Annotated in this window: 14 protein-coding genes and 1 riboswitch; of the genes, 8 read left to right on the plus strand and 6 right to left on the minus strand. The window is 65.3% G+C overall.

Translation table 11 applies throughout. The features are described from left to right. Positions 1-140 precede the first annotated feature (140 nt). From VGN46_RS11100 to VGN46_RS11115, 4 genes are read left to right on the plus strand one after another with little or no spacing between them, the layout of a single operon-like run. A complete protein-coding gene (locus VGN46_RS11100) occupies positions 141-347 on the plus strand; it encodes a zinc-finger domain-containing protein (protein ID WP_331643714.1) in 207 nt (68 codons plus the stop codon). A 60-nt stretch (positions 348-407) separates the two neighbouring features. Then, positions 408-1,547 carry a glycosyltransferase gene (locus VGN46_RS11105; protein ID WP_331643716.1) on the plus strand — a complete coding sequence of 380 codons (1,140 nt, stop codon included), beginning with the start codon at positions 408-410 and terminating at the stop codon, positions 1,545-1,547. After that, positions 1,544-2,824 (plus strand): O-antigen ligase, encoded by a 1,281-nt coding sequence (locus tag VGN46_RS11110; RefSeq protein ID WP_331643718.1) that lies wholly within the window; start codon positions 1,544-1,546, stop codon positions 2,822-2,824. The genes VGN46_RS11105 and VGN46_RS11110 overlap by 4 nt, the downstream gene beginning before the upstream one ends. Further along, positions 2,814-3,608: a glycosyltransferase family 2 protein gene (locus VGN46_RS11115; RefSeq protein ID WP_331643720.1), complete on the plus strand. Its 795-nt coding sequence runs from the start codon at positions 2,814-2,816 to the stop codon at positions 3,606-3,608. Before VGN46_RS11110 ends, VGN46_RS11115 begins: the two co-directional genes overlap by 11 nt. On the opposite strand, the gene VGN46_RS11120 is transcribed toward VGN46_RS11115, so the two are convergent. Then, positions 3,555-4,469 carry a DUF535 family protein gene (locus VGN46_RS11120; RefSeq protein WP_331643722.1) on the minus strand — a complete coding sequence of 305 codons (915 nt, stop codon included), beginning with the start codon at positions 4,467-4,469 and terminating at the stop codon, positions 3,555-3,557. The two genes, VGN46_RS11115 and VGN46_RS11120, sit on opposite strands and share 54 nt — an antisense overlap. A gap of 201 nt (positions 4,470-4,670) precedes the next feature. After that, a complete protein-coding gene (lpxL, locus tag VGN46_RS11125) occupies positions 4,671-5,588 on the minus strand; it encodes an LpxL/LpxP family Kdo(2)-lipid IV(A) lauroyl/palmitoleoyl acyltransferase (protein ID WP_331643724.1) in 918 nt (305 codons plus the stop codon). 79 nt (positions 5,589-5,667) lie between these two features. Between lpxL and waaA the strand changes: the two genes are divergently transcribed. Beyond that, positions 5,668-6,933 carry a lipid IV(A) 3-deoxy-D-manno-octulosonic acid transferase gene (gene waaA, locus VGN46_RS11130; protein ID WP_331643764.1) on the plus strand — a complete coding sequence of 422 codons (1,266 nt, stop codon included), beginning with the start codon at positions 5,668-5,670 and terminating at the stop codon, positions 6,931-6,933. A gap of 199 nt (positions 6,934-7,132) precedes the next feature. Here waaA and VGN46_RS11135 read toward each other — a convergent pair whose 3' ends face one another. Beyond that, entirely contained in the window at positions 7,133-8,503 is a 1,371-nt protein-coding gene (locus VGN46_RS11135; RefSeq protein ID WP_331643727.1) for a TolC family outer membrane protein, read from the minus strand. A 38-nt stretch (positions 8,504-8,541) separates the two neighbouring features. Then, on the minus strand, positions 8,542-9,201 hold the full coding sequence (locus tag VGN46_RS11140; RefSeq protein ID WP_331643729.1) for a protein-L-isoaspartate O-methyltransferase: 660 nt from the start codon (positions 9,199-9,201) through the stop codon (positions 8,542-8,544). A 357-nt stretch (positions 9,202-9,558) separates the two neighbouring features. Between VGN46_RS11140 and VGN46_RS11145 the strand changes: the two genes are divergently transcribed. The 3 genes from VGN46_RS11145 to VGN46_RS11155 all read left to right on the plus strand — a co-directional run bounded on the left by VGN46_RS11145 (position 9,559) and on the right by VGN46_RS11155 (position 13,367). After that, a complete protein-coding gene (locus VGN46_RS11145) occupies positions 9,559-10,215 on the plus strand; it encodes a TetR/AcrR family transcriptional regulator (protein ID WP_331643731.1) in 657 nt (218 codons plus the stop codon). Between the two features lie 39 nt (positions 10,216-10,254). Further along, a riboswitch (TPP riboswitch) is annotated at positions 10,255-10,352 on the plus strand. Between the two features lie 69 nt (positions 10,353-10,421). Then, positions 10,422-12,173 carry a phosphomethylpyrimidine synthase ThiC gene (gene thiC / locus VGN46_RS11150; RefSeq protein WP_331643733.1) on the plus strand — a complete coding sequence of 584 codons (1,752 nt, stop codon included), beginning with the start codon at positions 10,422-10,424 and terminating at the stop codon, positions 12,171-12,173. 174 nt (positions 12,174-12,347) lie between these two features. Next, positions 12,348-13,367 (plus strand): DUF2333 family protein, encoded by a 1,020-nt coding sequence (locus tag VGN46_RS11155; RefSeq protein ID WP_331643735.1) that lies wholly within the window; start codon positions 12,348-12,350, stop codon positions 13,365-13,367. A 100-nt stretch (positions 13,368-13,467) separates the two neighbouring features. On the opposite strand, the gene ppa is transcribed toward VGN46_RS11155, so the two are convergent. Both ppa and VGN46_RS11165 read right to left on the minus strand, forming a co-directional pair. Then, positions 13,468-14,001 carry an inorganic diphosphatase gene (gene ppa, locus VGN46_RS11160; protein ID WP_331643737.1) on the minus strand — a complete coding sequence of 178 codons (534 nt, stop codon included), beginning with the start codon at positions 13,999-14,001 and terminating at the stop codon, positions 13,468-13,470. Positions 14,002-14,192: 191 nt separating this feature from the next. Next, positions 14,193-16,271 (minus strand): prolyl oligopeptidase family serine peptidase, encoded by a 2,079-nt coding sequence (locus VGN46_RS11165; protein WP_414675251.1) that lies wholly within the window; start codon positions 16,269-16,271, stop codon positions 14,193-14,195. Positions 16,272-16,520 lie beyond the last annotated feature (249 nt).

The following is a 16,520-nucleotide window of genomic DNA, read 5'->3' on the forward strand; positions in this document are numbered from 1 at the left end:
GCGCTTGCGCGCGACAAGGCCGCGGCAAGCCCCATCGCGCGCAAGCGCGCTCCTACACAAGCCTGAAGGGCCCGCGTAAGCGGGCCCTTTTTGCTACCATCGCCCCATCCCCGGTTTTAACGCATCGCCCGGAGCTTCACATGCGCACCAACCCAGCGGCCGCGCCGCTTATCCCGGCGAACGCCGAAAACCGCTACGACGTGACCCGCGCCGATCTTCCGCTGTCCTGCCCCATGCCGGGCATGTACCTGTGGAACTCGCACCCCAAGGTATACCTGCCTATCGAGGACGAGGGCGGCACCTCCAAGTGCATGTATTGCGGTGCCACTTACGTACTCAAAGACTGACCGGCCCGGGCGGGCTCGCTGAACGCATCGCCCGCCACTCCTTCATCACCGGACCGCGCCATGGCCACCGTCTTCCCAGCCCGGACGATGACCGTTGTACAACTCGTACCCGCCCTTCATTCGGGTGGTGCCGAGCGATCGACCCTGGAAATTGCCCGCGCCCTTGTGGCCGCCGGGCACCGCTCCGTGGTCGTCTCTGCCGGCGGCCGGCTGGTGGAGCAACTTGAGGCCGAAGGTAGCGAGCACGTCACGCTGCCGATCGGCCGCAAGTCATTTGGCACACTGTTCACCGTAGGCAAGCTGCGTCGCATCCTGCGCGGGCTCAAGCCGGATATCGTGCACGCACGCTCACGCCTCCCGGCCTGGGTCGGCTGGTGGGCCATGAAGCGGGTCAAACCGCGGCCGCACTTCGTAACCACGGTGCATGGGCTAAACACGCCGGGGCACTACAGCAGCATCCTGCTACGTGGCGAGCGGGTCATCGTGGTCTCGCAGACCCTGCGTGACTACGTGCTGCGCCACTACCCCGACGATATTTCCAGTGCGAGGATCTCGGTGGTCCCGCGCGGCATCGACACCGAGGCGTTCCCCTACGGTTATCGCCCGGACGATTCCTGGCAGCGGGCCTTCTTTGAAGAATTCCCTCAGCTCGAAGGCGCGCCCCTGCTCACCCTGCCGGGCCGTGGCACGCGGCTCAAGGGCCATGCCGATGCCATCGAGCTGATTGCCGACCTGCAGAATCGCGCCATCGATGCGCGCCTGTTGCTGATGGGCGCCGACGAGCCGGGCCGCGAGGCGTATATCGCCGAGCTGCGTGCGCTCATCCGCGAGCGCGGGCTCGAGGCGAAGGTGGTGATCTCGCCGCCGCGTTCGGATATCCGCGACGTGTACGCCATCTCCAACCTGGTGCTGCAGCTTTCCCAACGCCCGGAGTCCTTTGGGCGCACGGTGGTCGAAGCACTCGCCATGTGCCGCCCGGTACTGGGTTACGCCCATGGTGGCGTCGGTGAATTGCTCTCCGAGCTGTACCCGGCGGGCCGCGTCCCGTTGAATGATCGCGAGCGCCTGGTCGAACGCGCGGCCGAACTGCTGCGCTTCGCGCCACCGATTCCGCCGCCGCGCAGCTACCGCCTGGTGGATATGCAAACCGCCACGCTGGCGCTCTACGCCGACGTGATCGAAGGCGTGCCCGCGGCGTGAGCACGCCTGGCCTGAAGGCCGCCCTGCGCGCCGGGCTGCGTTCGCCCCTGTTACCGGTATGGCTGGTGCCCGCGTTGCTACCGTTCGGGCGCAGCGCCGAACTGGGTGTATTCCTGGCACTGGTCGGCGCGATCCTGTTGCTGGTGCGTGAGCCGTGGGCGCTACGCCACCACCCGGGCGCGAAGCTTTTCCTCTGGCTGTTCGCTGCCTACGCCGGTGCGGCCCTGCTTTCGGCGGTCGATGCCGTCGCGCCCGGCAAGAGCTGGGGCACGGTCGCCGGCATCCTGCGTTTCGCGCCGCTGGGCGTGTACACCTGTTTCGCCATGCGCCGCCCCGGCAAGGTTCGCGCGCTGTACATGGCGACGGCAGCGGTCGTCGCCCTCTGGGTGCTGGATGCCTGGGTCCAGGCGCTCACCGGGGTGGGTCTTGCGGGCCACTCCAACGCGGAGCGGCTCTCCGGCATCTTCGGCAGCGATAACCTGAAGCTCGGCCCGGCCCTGGCGGCCTGTGCTCCGTTCCTGCTCTGGGCCGTACGCGAGCGCTGGGGTCGGTGGGCCCTGGTCGGGGCCTATCTGGTGACCCTTGGCCCGGTGCTTCTTTCGGGCTCGCGTGCCTCATGGCTCTGCTACGGGCTGGTCGGGCTGGCCTTCCTCTGGCGCGAAGCCGGTGGCATCAAGCGCTTCCTCGCCGCCTGCGCCGTGGGCGGCGTGGTGCTGGTGCTGGCGGGCCTGCTGGCCTGGCAGGTCTCGCCGCGGTTCCGTGAGCGCATCGCCCATACGCTGCCCGCGTTGAGCGGTACCCAGCAAGGCATGGATACCGCGCTGACGGGCCGTCTCGATATCTGGCGGACCTCGCTGCGCCTGTTCGCCGCCCACCCTGTGAACGGTGTAGGCGTGCGTGGCTTCCGCGTCGCGTATCCGGACTACGCCGCGCCGGGCGATCACTTCCTCACCATCGAGAAATGCGGCGACGGCGAAGGGGCGTGCCATGCGCACCAGGTGGTGCTCGAAGTCGCCACTGAAACCGGCACGCTGGGCTTGCTGGTCTGGCTCGCCGCGGCGGTCTATGCGCTGCGTGCCTGGTGGCGTGCGGGCGAAGACGCGCGGCGACGTGCGTTTCCGCCAGCGGTAGGCTTGTTCGCCATCCTGTTTCCGCTGAATACGCACATGGCGTTCTACTCGGCGTGGTGGGGCTTGCTCGCCGCATGGCTATTCGCCGTGTGCTGCGCCGCCCTGTATGCCGACCTGCCCGATGCGGAACCCCGGCATGCCAGGTGAGCGGCTCTCGGTCGTCATCACCACCTTCAACAACGCCGATACCATCGGGGCCTGCCTGGCGTCTGTCGCCTTCGCCGATGACATCGTCGTGCTCGATTCAGGCTCCACGGATGCCACGCGTGCGATCGCGGAGAAGGCGGGTGCGCGTATTCATGAGCAGCCCTTCGCCGGTTACAGCGCACAGAAGCAGACGGCGATCGACCTGGCGTCGAACCGCTGGGTGTTGTTGCTGGATTCGGATGAAACCGTACCGCCCGAGGCGGCCGAACGGATCCGCGCCGCATTGCTTGATCCTGCCGTAGCCGGCTTTGAACTGCTCCGCCGCGAATGGGTGTTCTGGCGCTGGCAGCCCGATCGGGCACGGCTGAACCACTACGTGCGGTTGTTCGATCGCGAACGCGCCCGGATGAGCGGGCACGAGGTGCACGAGAGTGTCGTCGTCGATGGCCCGGTGCGCCGCCTGGACGCGATCATCGACCACCACGGTGAACGCGATATCGAGGGGCGGGTCGATAAGGCCAACCGCTATTCCAGCTTGCAGGTTCGCGACCGGCATACGCGCGAACCACGCGCCCTGCGCCTGCGGATGGTGGCTTACCCGACCGTGGCCTTCGCCCGCTATTACTTCCTGCGCGGCCACTGGCGTGGCGGCTGGGCTGGCTTCATCGCCGCCCGTGTGCACGCGTTCTACGCGTTCCTCAAGTACGCCAAGCTCTACGAGCGGCGCGTATCACGCCGCGACGGCAAGGGCCGGCCGGTGGAAGCCAAACGGCAGCAGGATTAGCTCGCACGCTTCGTGGCGCAGTGCCTCGCGCCGGCGGAACTCACTGCGGCGCTTGCTCTCCACATCGGATTCAAGGCGAACCGGGTCGCGCGGTGGCAAGCGGTAGAACCCATCGTCGGCCGCTTCGCCGCCGGCTTCCACCCAGAACGCGTCGTAATCGGCTTTCACCTTGTTAGCGATACCGGCGAACACGTGGCGCCCGTTGCCGACGCCTAGCACTTCTTCGACGCCGAACGCATCGGCGATCGCGCGCACCATCGACAACAGCAGGTTCTTCGGGCGCAAGCCATGGCACTGTTTGGTCAGCTCGCGGACTGCTTCGCGCCCGGCGTTGTTCGCCGCGCCTTGCAGGCAGCCAATGACGATGGCGCGTCCGCCGTTAATGAAGGAAAACTGCGCATAGGAAAGCTGCAGGCCCGATGCATCGGTGAGTGAAATGCTGAGTTCGCCCTCGCGGCCGCGGCGGATCGGTGCCTTCAATAGCAGCGATAACGGCGCACCGTCGCGCAGGGTCAGCTTGCCGGCCAACACCTGGCGTTCGCGGTAAAGCATGTGGAACAGCTCGCGCGGGAAGCGCGACAGGGCGAAATCATAGTGGGCGCGTACGGCGCGCAAACGTTGCTCCGCGGTCCACGCCTTGCTGATGTAGCGGTGCTGGTAACGCTCGACCAGGACCTGATCGACCTCGGTGATGCCGGCCATCGCGGGCGATTCAAGGAAGGCGAGCCATGCGTCGTGTTCGCGCCAGCGCCTGGCCGCACGGCCGCAGTAGGTGAGCACGGCACCGAGCGCATGCGAGCGCGTGCTATGCCAACCGGCGCGACCGCGCAAGGATCGCGCGAAGCGAAACAACGACTGCATCGGGAAGGTCCGTTTCTGTGGAGATAGACGGACGTTCTACGCCGCGAAATTTTCGCCTGACTTTCGTGAGAAGGAGCGATTTAGCGGGTGTTGGCGCGTAGAAAGTTTCGGGAAAGTCCGGTGAAAGGCATCGCGCGCAAGCGCGCTCCTACAAGAGCCTGCGCAGGCCTTTTGTAGGAGCGCGCTTGCGCGCGATCCCCCTCAATAAACCTTAGGCTCACCCGGTGGCCGCGTCTTGAACCGCTTATGCACCCACAGGTACTGCTCCGGCGCCTCGCGGACCATCGCCTCGATCTGCGCGTTCACTTCCTCGGTATCACGTGCCGCATCGTTCGATGGAAATCCTTCCATCGGTGCGCCGAGCCGCATGACGTAACCCGAATCATCGGGCAAGCGACGATGATGGAACGGAATCACCACGGCATTCGACATCCGCGCCAGGTGATGCGTGGCGGTAATGGTCGCCGCACGCACACCGAAGAAACGCGCGAACACGTTGTCCTTGCTGCGCATATCCTGGTCGGGCGCGTACCACAGCGTGCCGCCCGCCTTGAGATACTTCACCGAGCCGCGGATATCATCCTTCTCGAACATGGCGGCGGCGTAGTGCAATCGCGAGCGCAGCACGGCGAACTCAAACACATCCGAATCCATGCGCCGGTACATGCCCGCGATGCGGATGCGCTGCGAGACCAGTCGCGCGCAGAGTTCCAGGTGTGAGAAGTGGCCCCCGACAAGCAGTACGCCACGACCTTCCGCGCGCGCGGCTTCGAGATGCTCCAGGCCCTCGATCGTGACGGGCACGTTTGCGATGGCCTTGTCCGAGCCCATCCAGCCCAGTGCGAATTCAGCCAGCATCATGCCGACGTCGCACAGGTTCGCGCGGACCAGCGCCTTTTGCGCTTCGGGGGGCAGCTCCGGGAAGCACAGCGCGATGTTGGTGGCCGCGATACGCCGGCGTTCCTTGTTCAGGTGCAGGGCGAGCCGGCCGGCCAGGCGGCCCAGGCCCATCAGGGCGCGGAAGGGCAGGTGGGCGATCAGCCAGATGACACCCACGCCCAGCCACGCTGGCCAGTTACGTGGCATCAGCAGCGCGCGGGTGAGGGTCGGGCGGGGCATTCCGGGCATGGCCGGGCATTGTAGCGGACTAGGGCGGCTATACTGCCGGGCCAACCGCGACCCTGGGGATAGCGTGTTCCTGCGCCTGCTCTACAACCTGGCCATGTACCTGTTCACCCCGTTGGTGATGGTCCGCCTGATGGCGCGTGGCATGCGCTACGGCGATTATCACGTGCGCTGGCGCGAGCGCTTTGGCCGCTTCCCGGGGCCCCGGCTGAGCGGCTGCCTGTGGGTGCATGCGGTCTCCGTGGGAGAGGTGAATGCCGCGGAGCCGCTGGTCAAGGCGCTGATGGAAGCCTACCCGCGTGCACCGATGCTGGTGACCACGGTCACCCCGACCGGGTCCGAGCGCGTGCGCCAGCTGTTCGGCAACACCGTGCATAGCGTGTACCTCCCGTACGATCTGCCGTTTGCCGTGAAGCGCTTCCTGCGCAGTACGCGGCCACGCCTCGCCGTGATCGTGGAAACCGAGATCTGGCCGAACCTGTACTTCGCCTGCCACCGGTACGGCATTCCGTTGCTGATCGCCAACGCCCGGCTTTCCGAGCGCTCGCTCAAGGGCTATGCGCGGATGAGTTCACTGGTGCGCCGCGCGCTGCGCTGCGTCAGCCATATCGCCGCGCAGTCGCGCACCGATGCAGCGCGCTACCGCCTGCTCGGCGCCGAGCCCAGCCAGCTCACCGTGTGCGGCAACCTTAAGTTCGATATGCCCGTGCCCGATGCGGCGCTTGAGGCTGGCACCGCCATGCGTGCGGCGTGGGGTAGTGGTCGCCCGGTATGGATTGCCGCCAGCACGCACGAGGGCGAGGAAATGTGCGTGTTCGAAGCGCACACCGAAGTGATGCGCCGTTTACCCGATGCGCTGCTGTTGATCGCGCCACGCCATCCGGAACGCTTCAAGGCGGTGGAATCGTCCGTGCGCAGCCTGGGCTTCAATGTCGCCACGCGCAGCGCAGATGGCACGCCGGGCCCCTCCACGCAGTGCTTCGTCATCGACTCGATGGGGGAGTTGCTGCGATTCTTCGCCGCTTCGGATGTCGCCTTCGTCGGTGGCAGCCTGGTCTCGATCGGCGGCCACAACGTGCTGGAACCGGCCGCGCTATCCAAGCCGGTGCTCGTGGGTCCCTACACGTACAACTTCGAAGAGATCACCCAGGCGCTGCTCGATGAGCACGGCGGCCAGCGCGTGCAGGATGGATCCGAGCTGGGCGCGGAAGTGCTTTCCCTGCTACGCGATGAAACGCGCCGCGGGCAGATGGGCCGCGCGGCGCGCCAGGTGTTCGAGAGCGAGCGTGGCTCCGTGGGCAAGGTCATGAAGCTGGTGGATACCCTGCTGCAGGAGTGACGCTGCCGCCTTACCGCAGGCAGGCTGCGTGTGGGCATGCGCTGGCAGCGTGGGAATATTCGCGCCCATCTGTAGGAGCGCGCTTGCGCGCGATCACGCCTGCGGCAAGCACCCATCGCGCGCAAGCGCGCTCCTACAGGGCACGCAAAAAAAAACGGCCCTGTGAGGGCCGTTTTCTTTCTTGCGCGGTAGGGCGGGGTTACTGGAGCAGGGAGTTCACCGCTTCCAGGTCCTTCACATCCACCGTGCCGGCGGTCTGCTTCAGCAGCAGCTTGTCGAGCACGAACTGGTGGCGGGCCTGCGAGTAATCGCTGAGCGACGAGGTCAGGTTCTGCTGCGCGATCAGCACGTCGACGATGGTGCGGGTACCGACTTCGAAGCCGGCCTGCGTGGCATCACGGGCACTTTCAGCGGATTCAACGGCCGCCTTCGTCGCTTCGACCTTGCTGATGCCCGCGACGACCGAACGGTAGAAGTTCAGCGTATCGCGCACGACCTGGCGGCGGGTGGATTCCAGCGAATCCTGCGCCGCATCGCGCTGGTAGATCGACTGGCGAACGCGCGACTGCGTGGCGCCGCCGGAGAAGATCGGCACGTTCAGCGTCAGGCCCACGGAAGTAGAGCCACGGCCGTTCAGCGTGCTGCTGGACGACGTGGTGCCTACGTTCTGCGACCACTGCGTGCTCTTGCTGTAACCGAGCGTCGCATCGAGTGTCGGCAGGTGGCCGGCGCGTGCCGACGAGATGCTGTGCTCGGCGGACTCGACGTTGTACTGTGCGGCGATGATGGTCGGGCTGGACTTCACCGCTTCGGCGACCCAGGCCTTGGCATCGTTCGGCGAGGGCGCATCCATCGGCAGCTGGTCGCGGAGCTTCTTCAGGTTATCGGCCGGCTGGCCGGTGATCTGGGTCAGGGCTTCGCGCGAATCGGCGAGGGTGTTCTCGGCGGTGATGACCTGGGCCACAGCCGTATCGTGCTGGGCCTTGGCATCCTGCACATCGGTAATCGCCGACAGGCCCACGTCGAAACGCTGCTGTGCCTGTTCCAGCTGGCGGGCAAGCGCCTGCTCGTTGGCCTTCTGGAAGGTCAGCGCGTCGTCGTTGGTCAGGACCTGGAAGTAAGCCGTGGCCACGCGGGTGGAGAGCTGCTGCAGCGCCGCCTCGTACGTAGCGTTCTGCGAATCCGCGGACGAGCGCGCGGCCTTCAGGTCGGCGTACTTGCTGAAGTCGACCACGCTCTGGCTGACCGTGGCGCCCATGTCACGGGTACGGGTGTGCCCCACATCCGAGACGGTGCCGATGACCGCATCGGTTTCCGGGTCGCGGATGGTGGCGGGGGAGCGGCCGTTCGGGTCGCTCTGATTCAGGCTGAGCTGTGCGTTGACCTGCGGCAGCAACAGCGCACGGGCCTGGGTCACGCCCTCACCGGTCGCGAGGCGGGTGGAGTCGGCCTGCGACAGCACCGGATCGTTCGCCCGGGCCTGGCGGTAAGCGTCAAGCAGGTCTTCGGCATGGCTCGCGAAGGGTGCCGCTGCCAGGGCCAGCGCAACGGTAAGGAGCTTCAAGCGCATGGGTTCGCCTCGTGGGTGATGGGGGGATCTTTGGAAGGTCAGAGCACGAAGCGCTTCACCGGCGCGGCATGCGCCAGATAGGGAAGGTCCGTTTCAAACAAGGATTCCTCGCGGAAGCGGCCTTCACCCTCATGGGTGAGGAGCACCGCCGTTTGCGCCGGCGAATCGCCGCGCACCACGAACATGCGGCCGCCCGGCTTCAGCCAGCGGACGAACTTCTCCGGAACGGCGTGCACCGCGCCCGTGACCACGACGACATCGAAAACGCCGGCCGGCGTGTAACCGTTGACGGCCTCGCCCACCTCGACGCTGGCGTTGGTCACGCCGGCGGCCGAAAGGCGCTGGCGGGCGGCCGAGACGAAATCGGCGTGCATGTCGATGCTGGTGACCTTGCCGGCCAGGCTGGCAAGGCAGGCGGTGAGATAGCCCGACCCCGTGCCGATCTCGAGCACGTCATCGGTCTTGTTCAGCGCGATGGCCTGGAGCACGCGACCCTCGATCACCGGCTTCATCATGACTTCGTCATGGCCCAGCGGCAGGTTCAGGTCAGCAAAGGCGACATTGCGGTGGGCCGGCGCCACGAAATCTTCGCGGCGGATGGTCTTGAGGGTGTCAAGTACTGCAAAATCAAGTACTTCCCAGGGGCGAACCTGGTTCTCGACCATATTCTGGCGGGCCTGCTCAAAATTCATCGCCATGGTGTTCAATCCCGTACGAAAAGCTGAAAAAGATCCGGAAGGATAAGCGGTTAGCTGCCGTTTTTCCCGATGTGCAAAGGCTGCGGTCCCGGTGCCTTCTGGCGAAGTGCCGGAAGTCACCGAGCGGGGCTGACGGAAGTCACCCCGACCGGGCCCCACGCCGGCTGAACGGCCGGTAGGCGGGTAGCCCGGCAACCATGGAGTCCGCGCGGGCGCGGCCCCACCTATTCTAGGGTAGGACGGCGGTTCCGCTCGTGTCCCAGCTTGCTATCGCGTGAAAAAGATGCACAGCCTGCTGGAAATAACTAAACCGCTGCGTATAATAAAGTCATAACTATTGTTTGTGAAGGTGCAGCCATGAACGCCAGCCCGAAAATGAAGACGCAGGGCCCGGGGCGTCCAAAGGATATGGAGAAGCGCGCGGCCATCCTCGATGCCGCCAAAGCGCTGTTCACCCAGGGCGGTTTCGCCGGCACCAGCATGGATGCCGTCGCGGCCTCCGCCGGTGTGTCCAAGCTCACCGTTTACAGCCATTTCGGCGACAAGGACAACCTCTTCCGCGAGGTCATCCGCGCCCACGTGCAGGAACGCCTGCCCGATGACCTGTTCGATTTCAGCGCCGGCGGCGATATCCGCGCCACGCTCACCGTCATCGCCCGCAGCCACGCGGCCATGGAAACCAACACGGAATCCGTGGGCACCTTCCGCGCCATCCTCTCCGATTGCCAGGCCGGCGGTAACCCGCGTTTTGGCCGCCTGGTCTGGGAAGAAGGCCCGGTGCGCATGCACAAGCTCATGAGCGGCCTGCTTGGCAGCGCCGTCGAGAACGGCCAGCTCGAGATTACCGATGTCAGCCGTGCGACCACGCAGTTGCTGGCCCTGCTGAAGGGCGATCTGCTCATCCGCCGCTTGTTCGGTTGCGAGGATTGCGCAGTCCAGTTCGCCGAAGAGGTGAACAATAACGCCCTCGCCGCGGTGGACATGTTCATGCGTGCCTACGCGCCGCGCGCGTAACCTAAGCCTCGCGTTTCGTCCCGCTTCGTGTTTGAATCGGCCCCGAAGCGGGGGTGCCGGCGCGTTGCGCAGGCTGAGAGAGTCCCTTTGAACCTGATCCGGTCAGTACCGGCGTAGGAAGCTTTGTCCACGGTAGCTGTGCGCGTTCGCGCGCCGGCCGGCCGTGGCGGTGCGTCCGCTTCTCCCTCCACAGAGCCGAGAAGCCGATGAACGCCTTATCCCCCGAGCTCGCCCGCGAGCTGTCCGCCGCCGTTACCACGCCCCTGCCGGGCTCCCGCAAGGTCTACCTGGCCGGAAGCCGGCCCGACCTGCGCGTACCCATGCGCGAGATCGCCCAGGCTCAGACGCCTACGTTATTCGGCGGTGAGGTGAACCCGCCTGTGGTCGTTTACGACACCTCCGGTCCGTACACCGACCCCGGCCACCGTGTGGACCTGGCCGCCGGCCTGCCGCCGGTGCGCGCCCCGTGGATCGCCGGGCGCGACGATGTGGTCCGGCTCGATGGGCTGTCATCCACCTTCGGCCGGGCTCGTGTGGCCGATGCCCGTCTCGACGCGATTCGCTTCCCGGCCCCGCGGGTGCCCCTGCGGGCCGCGCGCGGAGCTATCGTGACCCAGATGCACTACGCGCGCCGCGGCCTCGTGACGCCGGAGATGGAATACATCGCGCTGCGCGAGAACCTGCCGCCTGACTTCATCCGCGACGAGGTGGCCCGGGGCCGCGCGATCATCCCGGCGAACATCAACCACCCCGAAGCCGAACCCATGATCATCGGCCGGCACTTCCTGACCAAGATCAACGCGAACATCGGCAACAGCGCGGTGAGCTCGGGTATCGCCGAGGAAGTGGAAAAGCTGGTCTGGGCGACGCGTTGGGGTGCCGACACGATCATGGATCTTTCCACGGGTAAACACATTCATGAGACCCGCGAATGGATCCTGCGCAATTCGCCGGTGCCGGTCGGTACCGTGCCGATTTACCAGGCGCTGGAGAAAGTGGGTGGCGTGGCCGAAGAGCTCACCTGGGAGATCTTCCGCGACACGCTGGTCGAGCAGGCCGAGCAGGGTGTGGACTACTTCACCATCCATGCCGGCGTATTACTCCGCTATGTGCCGCTCACCGCCGGGCGTGTCACCGGCATCGTGTCGCGTGGCGGCTCGATCATGGCGAAGTGGTGCCTTTCGCATCACCGCGAAAATTTCCTGTACACGCACTTCGAAGAGATCTGCGAAATCATGCAGGCGTATGACGTGGCCTTCAGCCTGGGCGATGGCCTTCGTCCCGGCTCGATCGCGGATGCGAACGATGCCGCACAGTTTGGCGAGCTCGACACGCTGGGCGAACTCACCAAGGTGGCGTGGAAGCACGATGTGCAGTGCATGGTGGAAGGCCCCGGCCACGTGCCGATGCACCTCATCCGCGAAAACATGGATCGCCAGCTGGCGGTGTGCCACGAGGCGCCGTTTTACACGCTGGGCCCGCTCACGACCGATATCGCACCTGGTTACGACCACATCACCAGTGCGATCGGCGCGGCGATGATCGGTTGGTTCGGAACGGCCATGTTGTGCTACGTCACGCCGAAGGAACACCTGGGCCTGCCAGATCGGCAGGATGTGCGCGACGGCATCATCACCTACAAGATCGCCGCGCATGCCGCGGATCTCGCCAAGGGTCACCCCGGCGCACAGGTGCGCGATAACGCCTTGTCGAAGGCGCGTTTCGAGTTCCGCTGGGATGATCAGTTCAACCTCGGCCTCGATCCGGAGAAGGCGCGTGCGATGCACGATGAGACGATGCCGAAGGAAGCGCACAAGAGCGCGCATTTCTGTTCCATGTGCGGACCGAAATTCTGCTCCATGAAAATCACCCAGGACGTGCGTGAATATGCAGCCGGCATGGATGCCAAGGCACTTGAGTTCCGTGAGCAGGGTGGTGAGGTGTACGGTAAGGCGTGAGGTTGAGGCGCGCCCATCGCGCGCAAGCGCGCTCCTACACCGACACCCCTGTAGGAGCGCGCTTGCGCGCGATAGCCCGAACGGTGCACAAACGCCTGAACGCGTCCGCGGCACCTTCGAAGCATGGATTAGGTAAGCTGGGGGCTACCGCTCGCACTCGCCAGAAGGATTCCCATGAACGCGACCGCTGCTCCCTCGCCCGCGCCGCGCAGGCGCCGCCGGCTCAGCCTGGTGATCGCCCTGCCGATCGCGCTGCTGATCCTCCTCGTGCTGTTCTTCATGTGGTGGTGGGACAAGGAGCCGGCGCAGTTCGATCCGGTCCAGGTCACCACCGCCCACATGAAGGAGATCGGCCGGCCTATGAGCACCGGCGCGGTCACCACGTACACGCTGGTCCGCTCAGTGGAAACGCTGGTGGACAAGCGCGGCGGTTACCTCAGCAATGACAAGCTGCCGCCCGGCTCGTTCATGGATAACATCCCTAATTGGGAGTTCGGCTCGCTTACCGCGTCGCGCGACCTGGCACGTGCCTTGCGCAACGATTTCAGCCGCTCGCAGACCCAGTCCACCGAAGACAAGGCGCTGGGCGAGGCCGATCCGCTGCTCAATAGCCCGAACGATCGCTGGCTGTTCCCAAGTTCGGAATCGCAGTACGCCAAGGCGGTGGACGATCTCAATGACTACCTCGGCCGGCTCAGCGATGCGGAAGATGGCAACGCGCACTTCTACGCCCGCGCGGATAACCTCGCCGATTACCTTCAGACAGTCTCCGCGCGTCTCGGCTCGCTGTCGCAGCGACTCTCGGCCAGCGTCGGCCAGCTCAAGGTCGATGCCGCGCCGAATGCCGATGTCGCCGGCAACGCGGGCCAGTCCAAGGCGGTGTACGTCAAGACGCCGTGGAACAAGATCGACGACAACTTCTACGAGGCCCGTGGCTATACGTGGACGCTGCTCGAACAGCTGAAGGCGATCCGCCAGGATTTCGGGCCGATCCTGCGCAGCAAGAATGCCGACGCCAGCCTGCAGCAGGTGATCCGCGAGCTCGAGGAATCGCAGAAGTCGCTGGGCAGCCCGGTGGTGCTTAATGGCTCGCCGTTCGGTTTCTTCGCGAATCATTCGCTGGTGATGGCGAACTACATCTCGCGCGCCAACGCCGCGATCATCGACCTGCGCGGCCTGCTGGGCCGCGGCTAAAAAGAAGCCCGCCGTAAGGCGGGCTTCCTGTAGGAGCGCGCTTGCGCGCGATAGGCCTTGCGGCAACCCCTATCGCGCGTAAGCGCGCTTCTACATGGTTTTAGTTGTCGGCCTTGTAGCGGGCCATGCCGGCGGTGATCTCGGCCTTGGCTTCGTCAGCGCCGACCCAGCCGTCCACTTTGACCCACTTGCCCTTCTCGAGATCCTTGTAGTGCTCGAAGAAGTGGCCGATGCGCTCGAGCCAGTGGCCGGACACCTGCTTGATGTCGCGGATGTGGCCGTAGCCGGCGAACACCTTCTCGACCGGGACCACGACCAGCTTCTCATCGGCGCCGGCTTCATCGGACATCTTGAGCATGCCGACCGGGTGGCAGCGGATGACCGAGCCCGGGACCAGCGACAGCGGCAGGATCACCAGGGCGTCCAGCGGATCGCCATCGCCGCCCAGGGTGCCCGGCACGTAGCCGTAGTTGCACGGGTAGCGCATCGGGGTGGAGAGGATGCGGTCGACGAAGATCGCGCCGCTTTCCTTGTCCACTTCGTACTTGACCGGCTCGGCGTCCTTGGGGATTTCGATGATGACGTTGATTTCGTCCGGCACATTCTTGCCGGCGGGGACGAGATGCAGGCCCATGGGCGTTCCTTGATGCAGTTTGGGATAGAAACAGCCCACAAGGATACAAGAACGCGGGGGCAGGGGCGCGACAGGCCCCGCAAAGCCATTCAGCCAGCGAAAACCCCTGTAGGAGCGCGCTTGCGCGCGATGGGGGTTGCGGCACCCCCCCATCGCGCGCAAGCGCGCTCCTACAAGGGCCGGGCAGGGCCTTATTTCAGGTGGTCCCACAGGTAGATGTAGGCCAGGGTGCTCATGAAGGCCAGCTGCTTGTTATCCGCCGCGGCGCCGTGGCCGCCCTCGATGTTCTCGTAGAAGCTGGCATCGAAGCCCATGGCCTGCATGCGCGCCGCCATCTTGCGGGCGTGCACCGGGCCGACACGGTCATCCCGGGTCGAGGTGGTGAACAGCACCGCCGGGTAATGGGCGCCCTTGTGCAGGTTGTGGTACGGCGAGAAGGTCTGGATGTACTTCCATTCCGCCGGCTTGTCCGGGTCGCCGTACTCAGCCATCCACGAGGCACCGGCCGACATGTGCGGGTAGCGTTTCATGTCGAGCAGGGCCACCTGGCTGACCACCGCGCCGTAGAGCTGTGGATACTGGGTCAGCATGTTGCCGGCGAGCAGGCCGCCGTTGCTGCCGCCCATCATGCCCATGTGTTTCGGCGTGGTGATCTTGCGATCGATCAGGTCCTGCGACACCGCCGCGAAGTCCTCGTACGCACGCGGGCGGTTAGCCTTCAGTGCGGCCTGATGCCAACGCGGGCCGTATTCGCCGCCGCCGCGGATGTTGGCGATGACATAGACGCCGCCCTTCTCCAGCCACGAACGGCCGGGGCCGGCGAGGTAAGCCGGCTGGAGCGAGATCTCGAAACCACCGTAGCCATAGACCAGGGTCGGGTTGTTGCCATCGGCCTTCATCGCTTTTGGCGCGATCTCGAAGTACGGCACCTTGGTGCCATCCTTCGAGGTGGCGAAGTGCTGGGTCACCACGAACTTCGAGGCATCAAAGAACGTCGGCGTGTGCTTCAGCGCTTCGCGTTCGCCCTGGCCCAGTACGCCGTAGTAAAGCGTGGTCGGCTGCAGGAAACCGGAGACGGAGAGGAAGTACGCGTCGCCCTCGTCCGCATCGATGCCATTGGCGGTCATGGTGGAGAGCGCGGGGGCGCCGCCCAGCGACTCATTCTTCCACGCGCCAGTCGCGGCTGGGGTCAGCACCTGGATCTGGCTGACCACGTCGCGCATCAGGTTGAGGATCAGGTGGTTCTTCGTCCACGAATGGCTGGCCAGCGAGGTGTGCTCATCCGGGGTGAACAGCACGGTGATCTCGCGCTTGCCAGCCATGTAGTCATCGAACTTCGCCGCCAGCAGCGAGCCGGATGGGTAAGTCTTGCCACCGACCTTCCACTCGGTACGCGGTTCGATCAACAGCCACTCGCGCTCGACATCGGTTTCGGCATCGTTGGGCACATCGATCTTGGTGAGCTTGCCATCCTTGCCGCGCACGAAGGTTTCGCTGCTGTAAAACTCCAGCGCGCGCTGCACGAACTCGCGCTCGAAGCCGGGCGTGAGATCGCGAAAGGCCGAGATCGACATGTCGGTCTTCTTACCTTCATACACCGTGGTCGCGGAGGCGAGCGGTGTGCCGCGCTTCCATTCCTTCACGATGCGCGGGTAGCTCGAATCGGTCATCGAGCCGGCGCCGAAATCGGTCGCGACGAACAGGTGGTCCTTGTCGATCCAGCTGACCTGGCTCTTTGCCTCGGGCAGGGTAAAGCCATCCTTGACGAAGGTTTTGGTCGTGAGATCGAACTCGCGGATCACGTCGGCATCCGCGCCACCGCGCGAGAGCGAGACGAGGCAGTAGCGGTTTTCCGGCTTCAGGCACTGGGCCCCGTGCCACACCCAGTTCTCCTTCTCGGCGGCCGACAAGGCATCCACGTCGACCACGGTTTCCCAGGCGGGCTTGTCCTTGCGGTACTCGGCCAGCGTGGTACGACGCCACAGGCCCTTGGGGTTCTGCTTGTCGCGCCAGAGGTTATAGAAGTGGTCGCCGATCTTGCTGACCAGCGGGATCTTGGCATCGGAATCGAGCATCTCGAGGATGCGTGCATCCAGGGTCTTGAACTCCTGCGAATCGGCGTACTTCGCCACCGTCTTCGCGTTCTCGTCCTTCACCCATGCCAGCGGCTTGGCGCCGTCGATATCGTCGAGCCAGAGGTTTTCGTCTTCACCCGGGGCCTGGGTGGCCGGGGCGGCGGGAGTCTTGTTCGGTTCGTGTGCCTGGGTCATGCCACTGAAGGTAAGGGCGATGGCCAGCGCAATCCAGCGTCGGTGCATGGGAAGGTGTCCTTGGGTCGAAAGAGCTACCCGGGGACCATAACCCAGCGGGACTACCCGCAGGCCCATGACCTTTTACCTATGGGGACAGAGGGGGATCGCGTGCAAGCACGCTCCTACATAAGTACATGTAGGAGCGTGCTTGCACGCGAATGGGGAAATCGCGGCGCAGCCGCCGCCCCCAAACGTGCTTGCGCGCGA

The sequence above is a fragment of the Luteibacter sp. genome, from assembly GCF_036500425.1.
In the GTDB taxonomy this organism is placed as follows: Bacteria; Pseudomonadota; Gammaproteobacteria; order Xanthomonadales; family Rhodanobacteraceae; genus Luteibacter.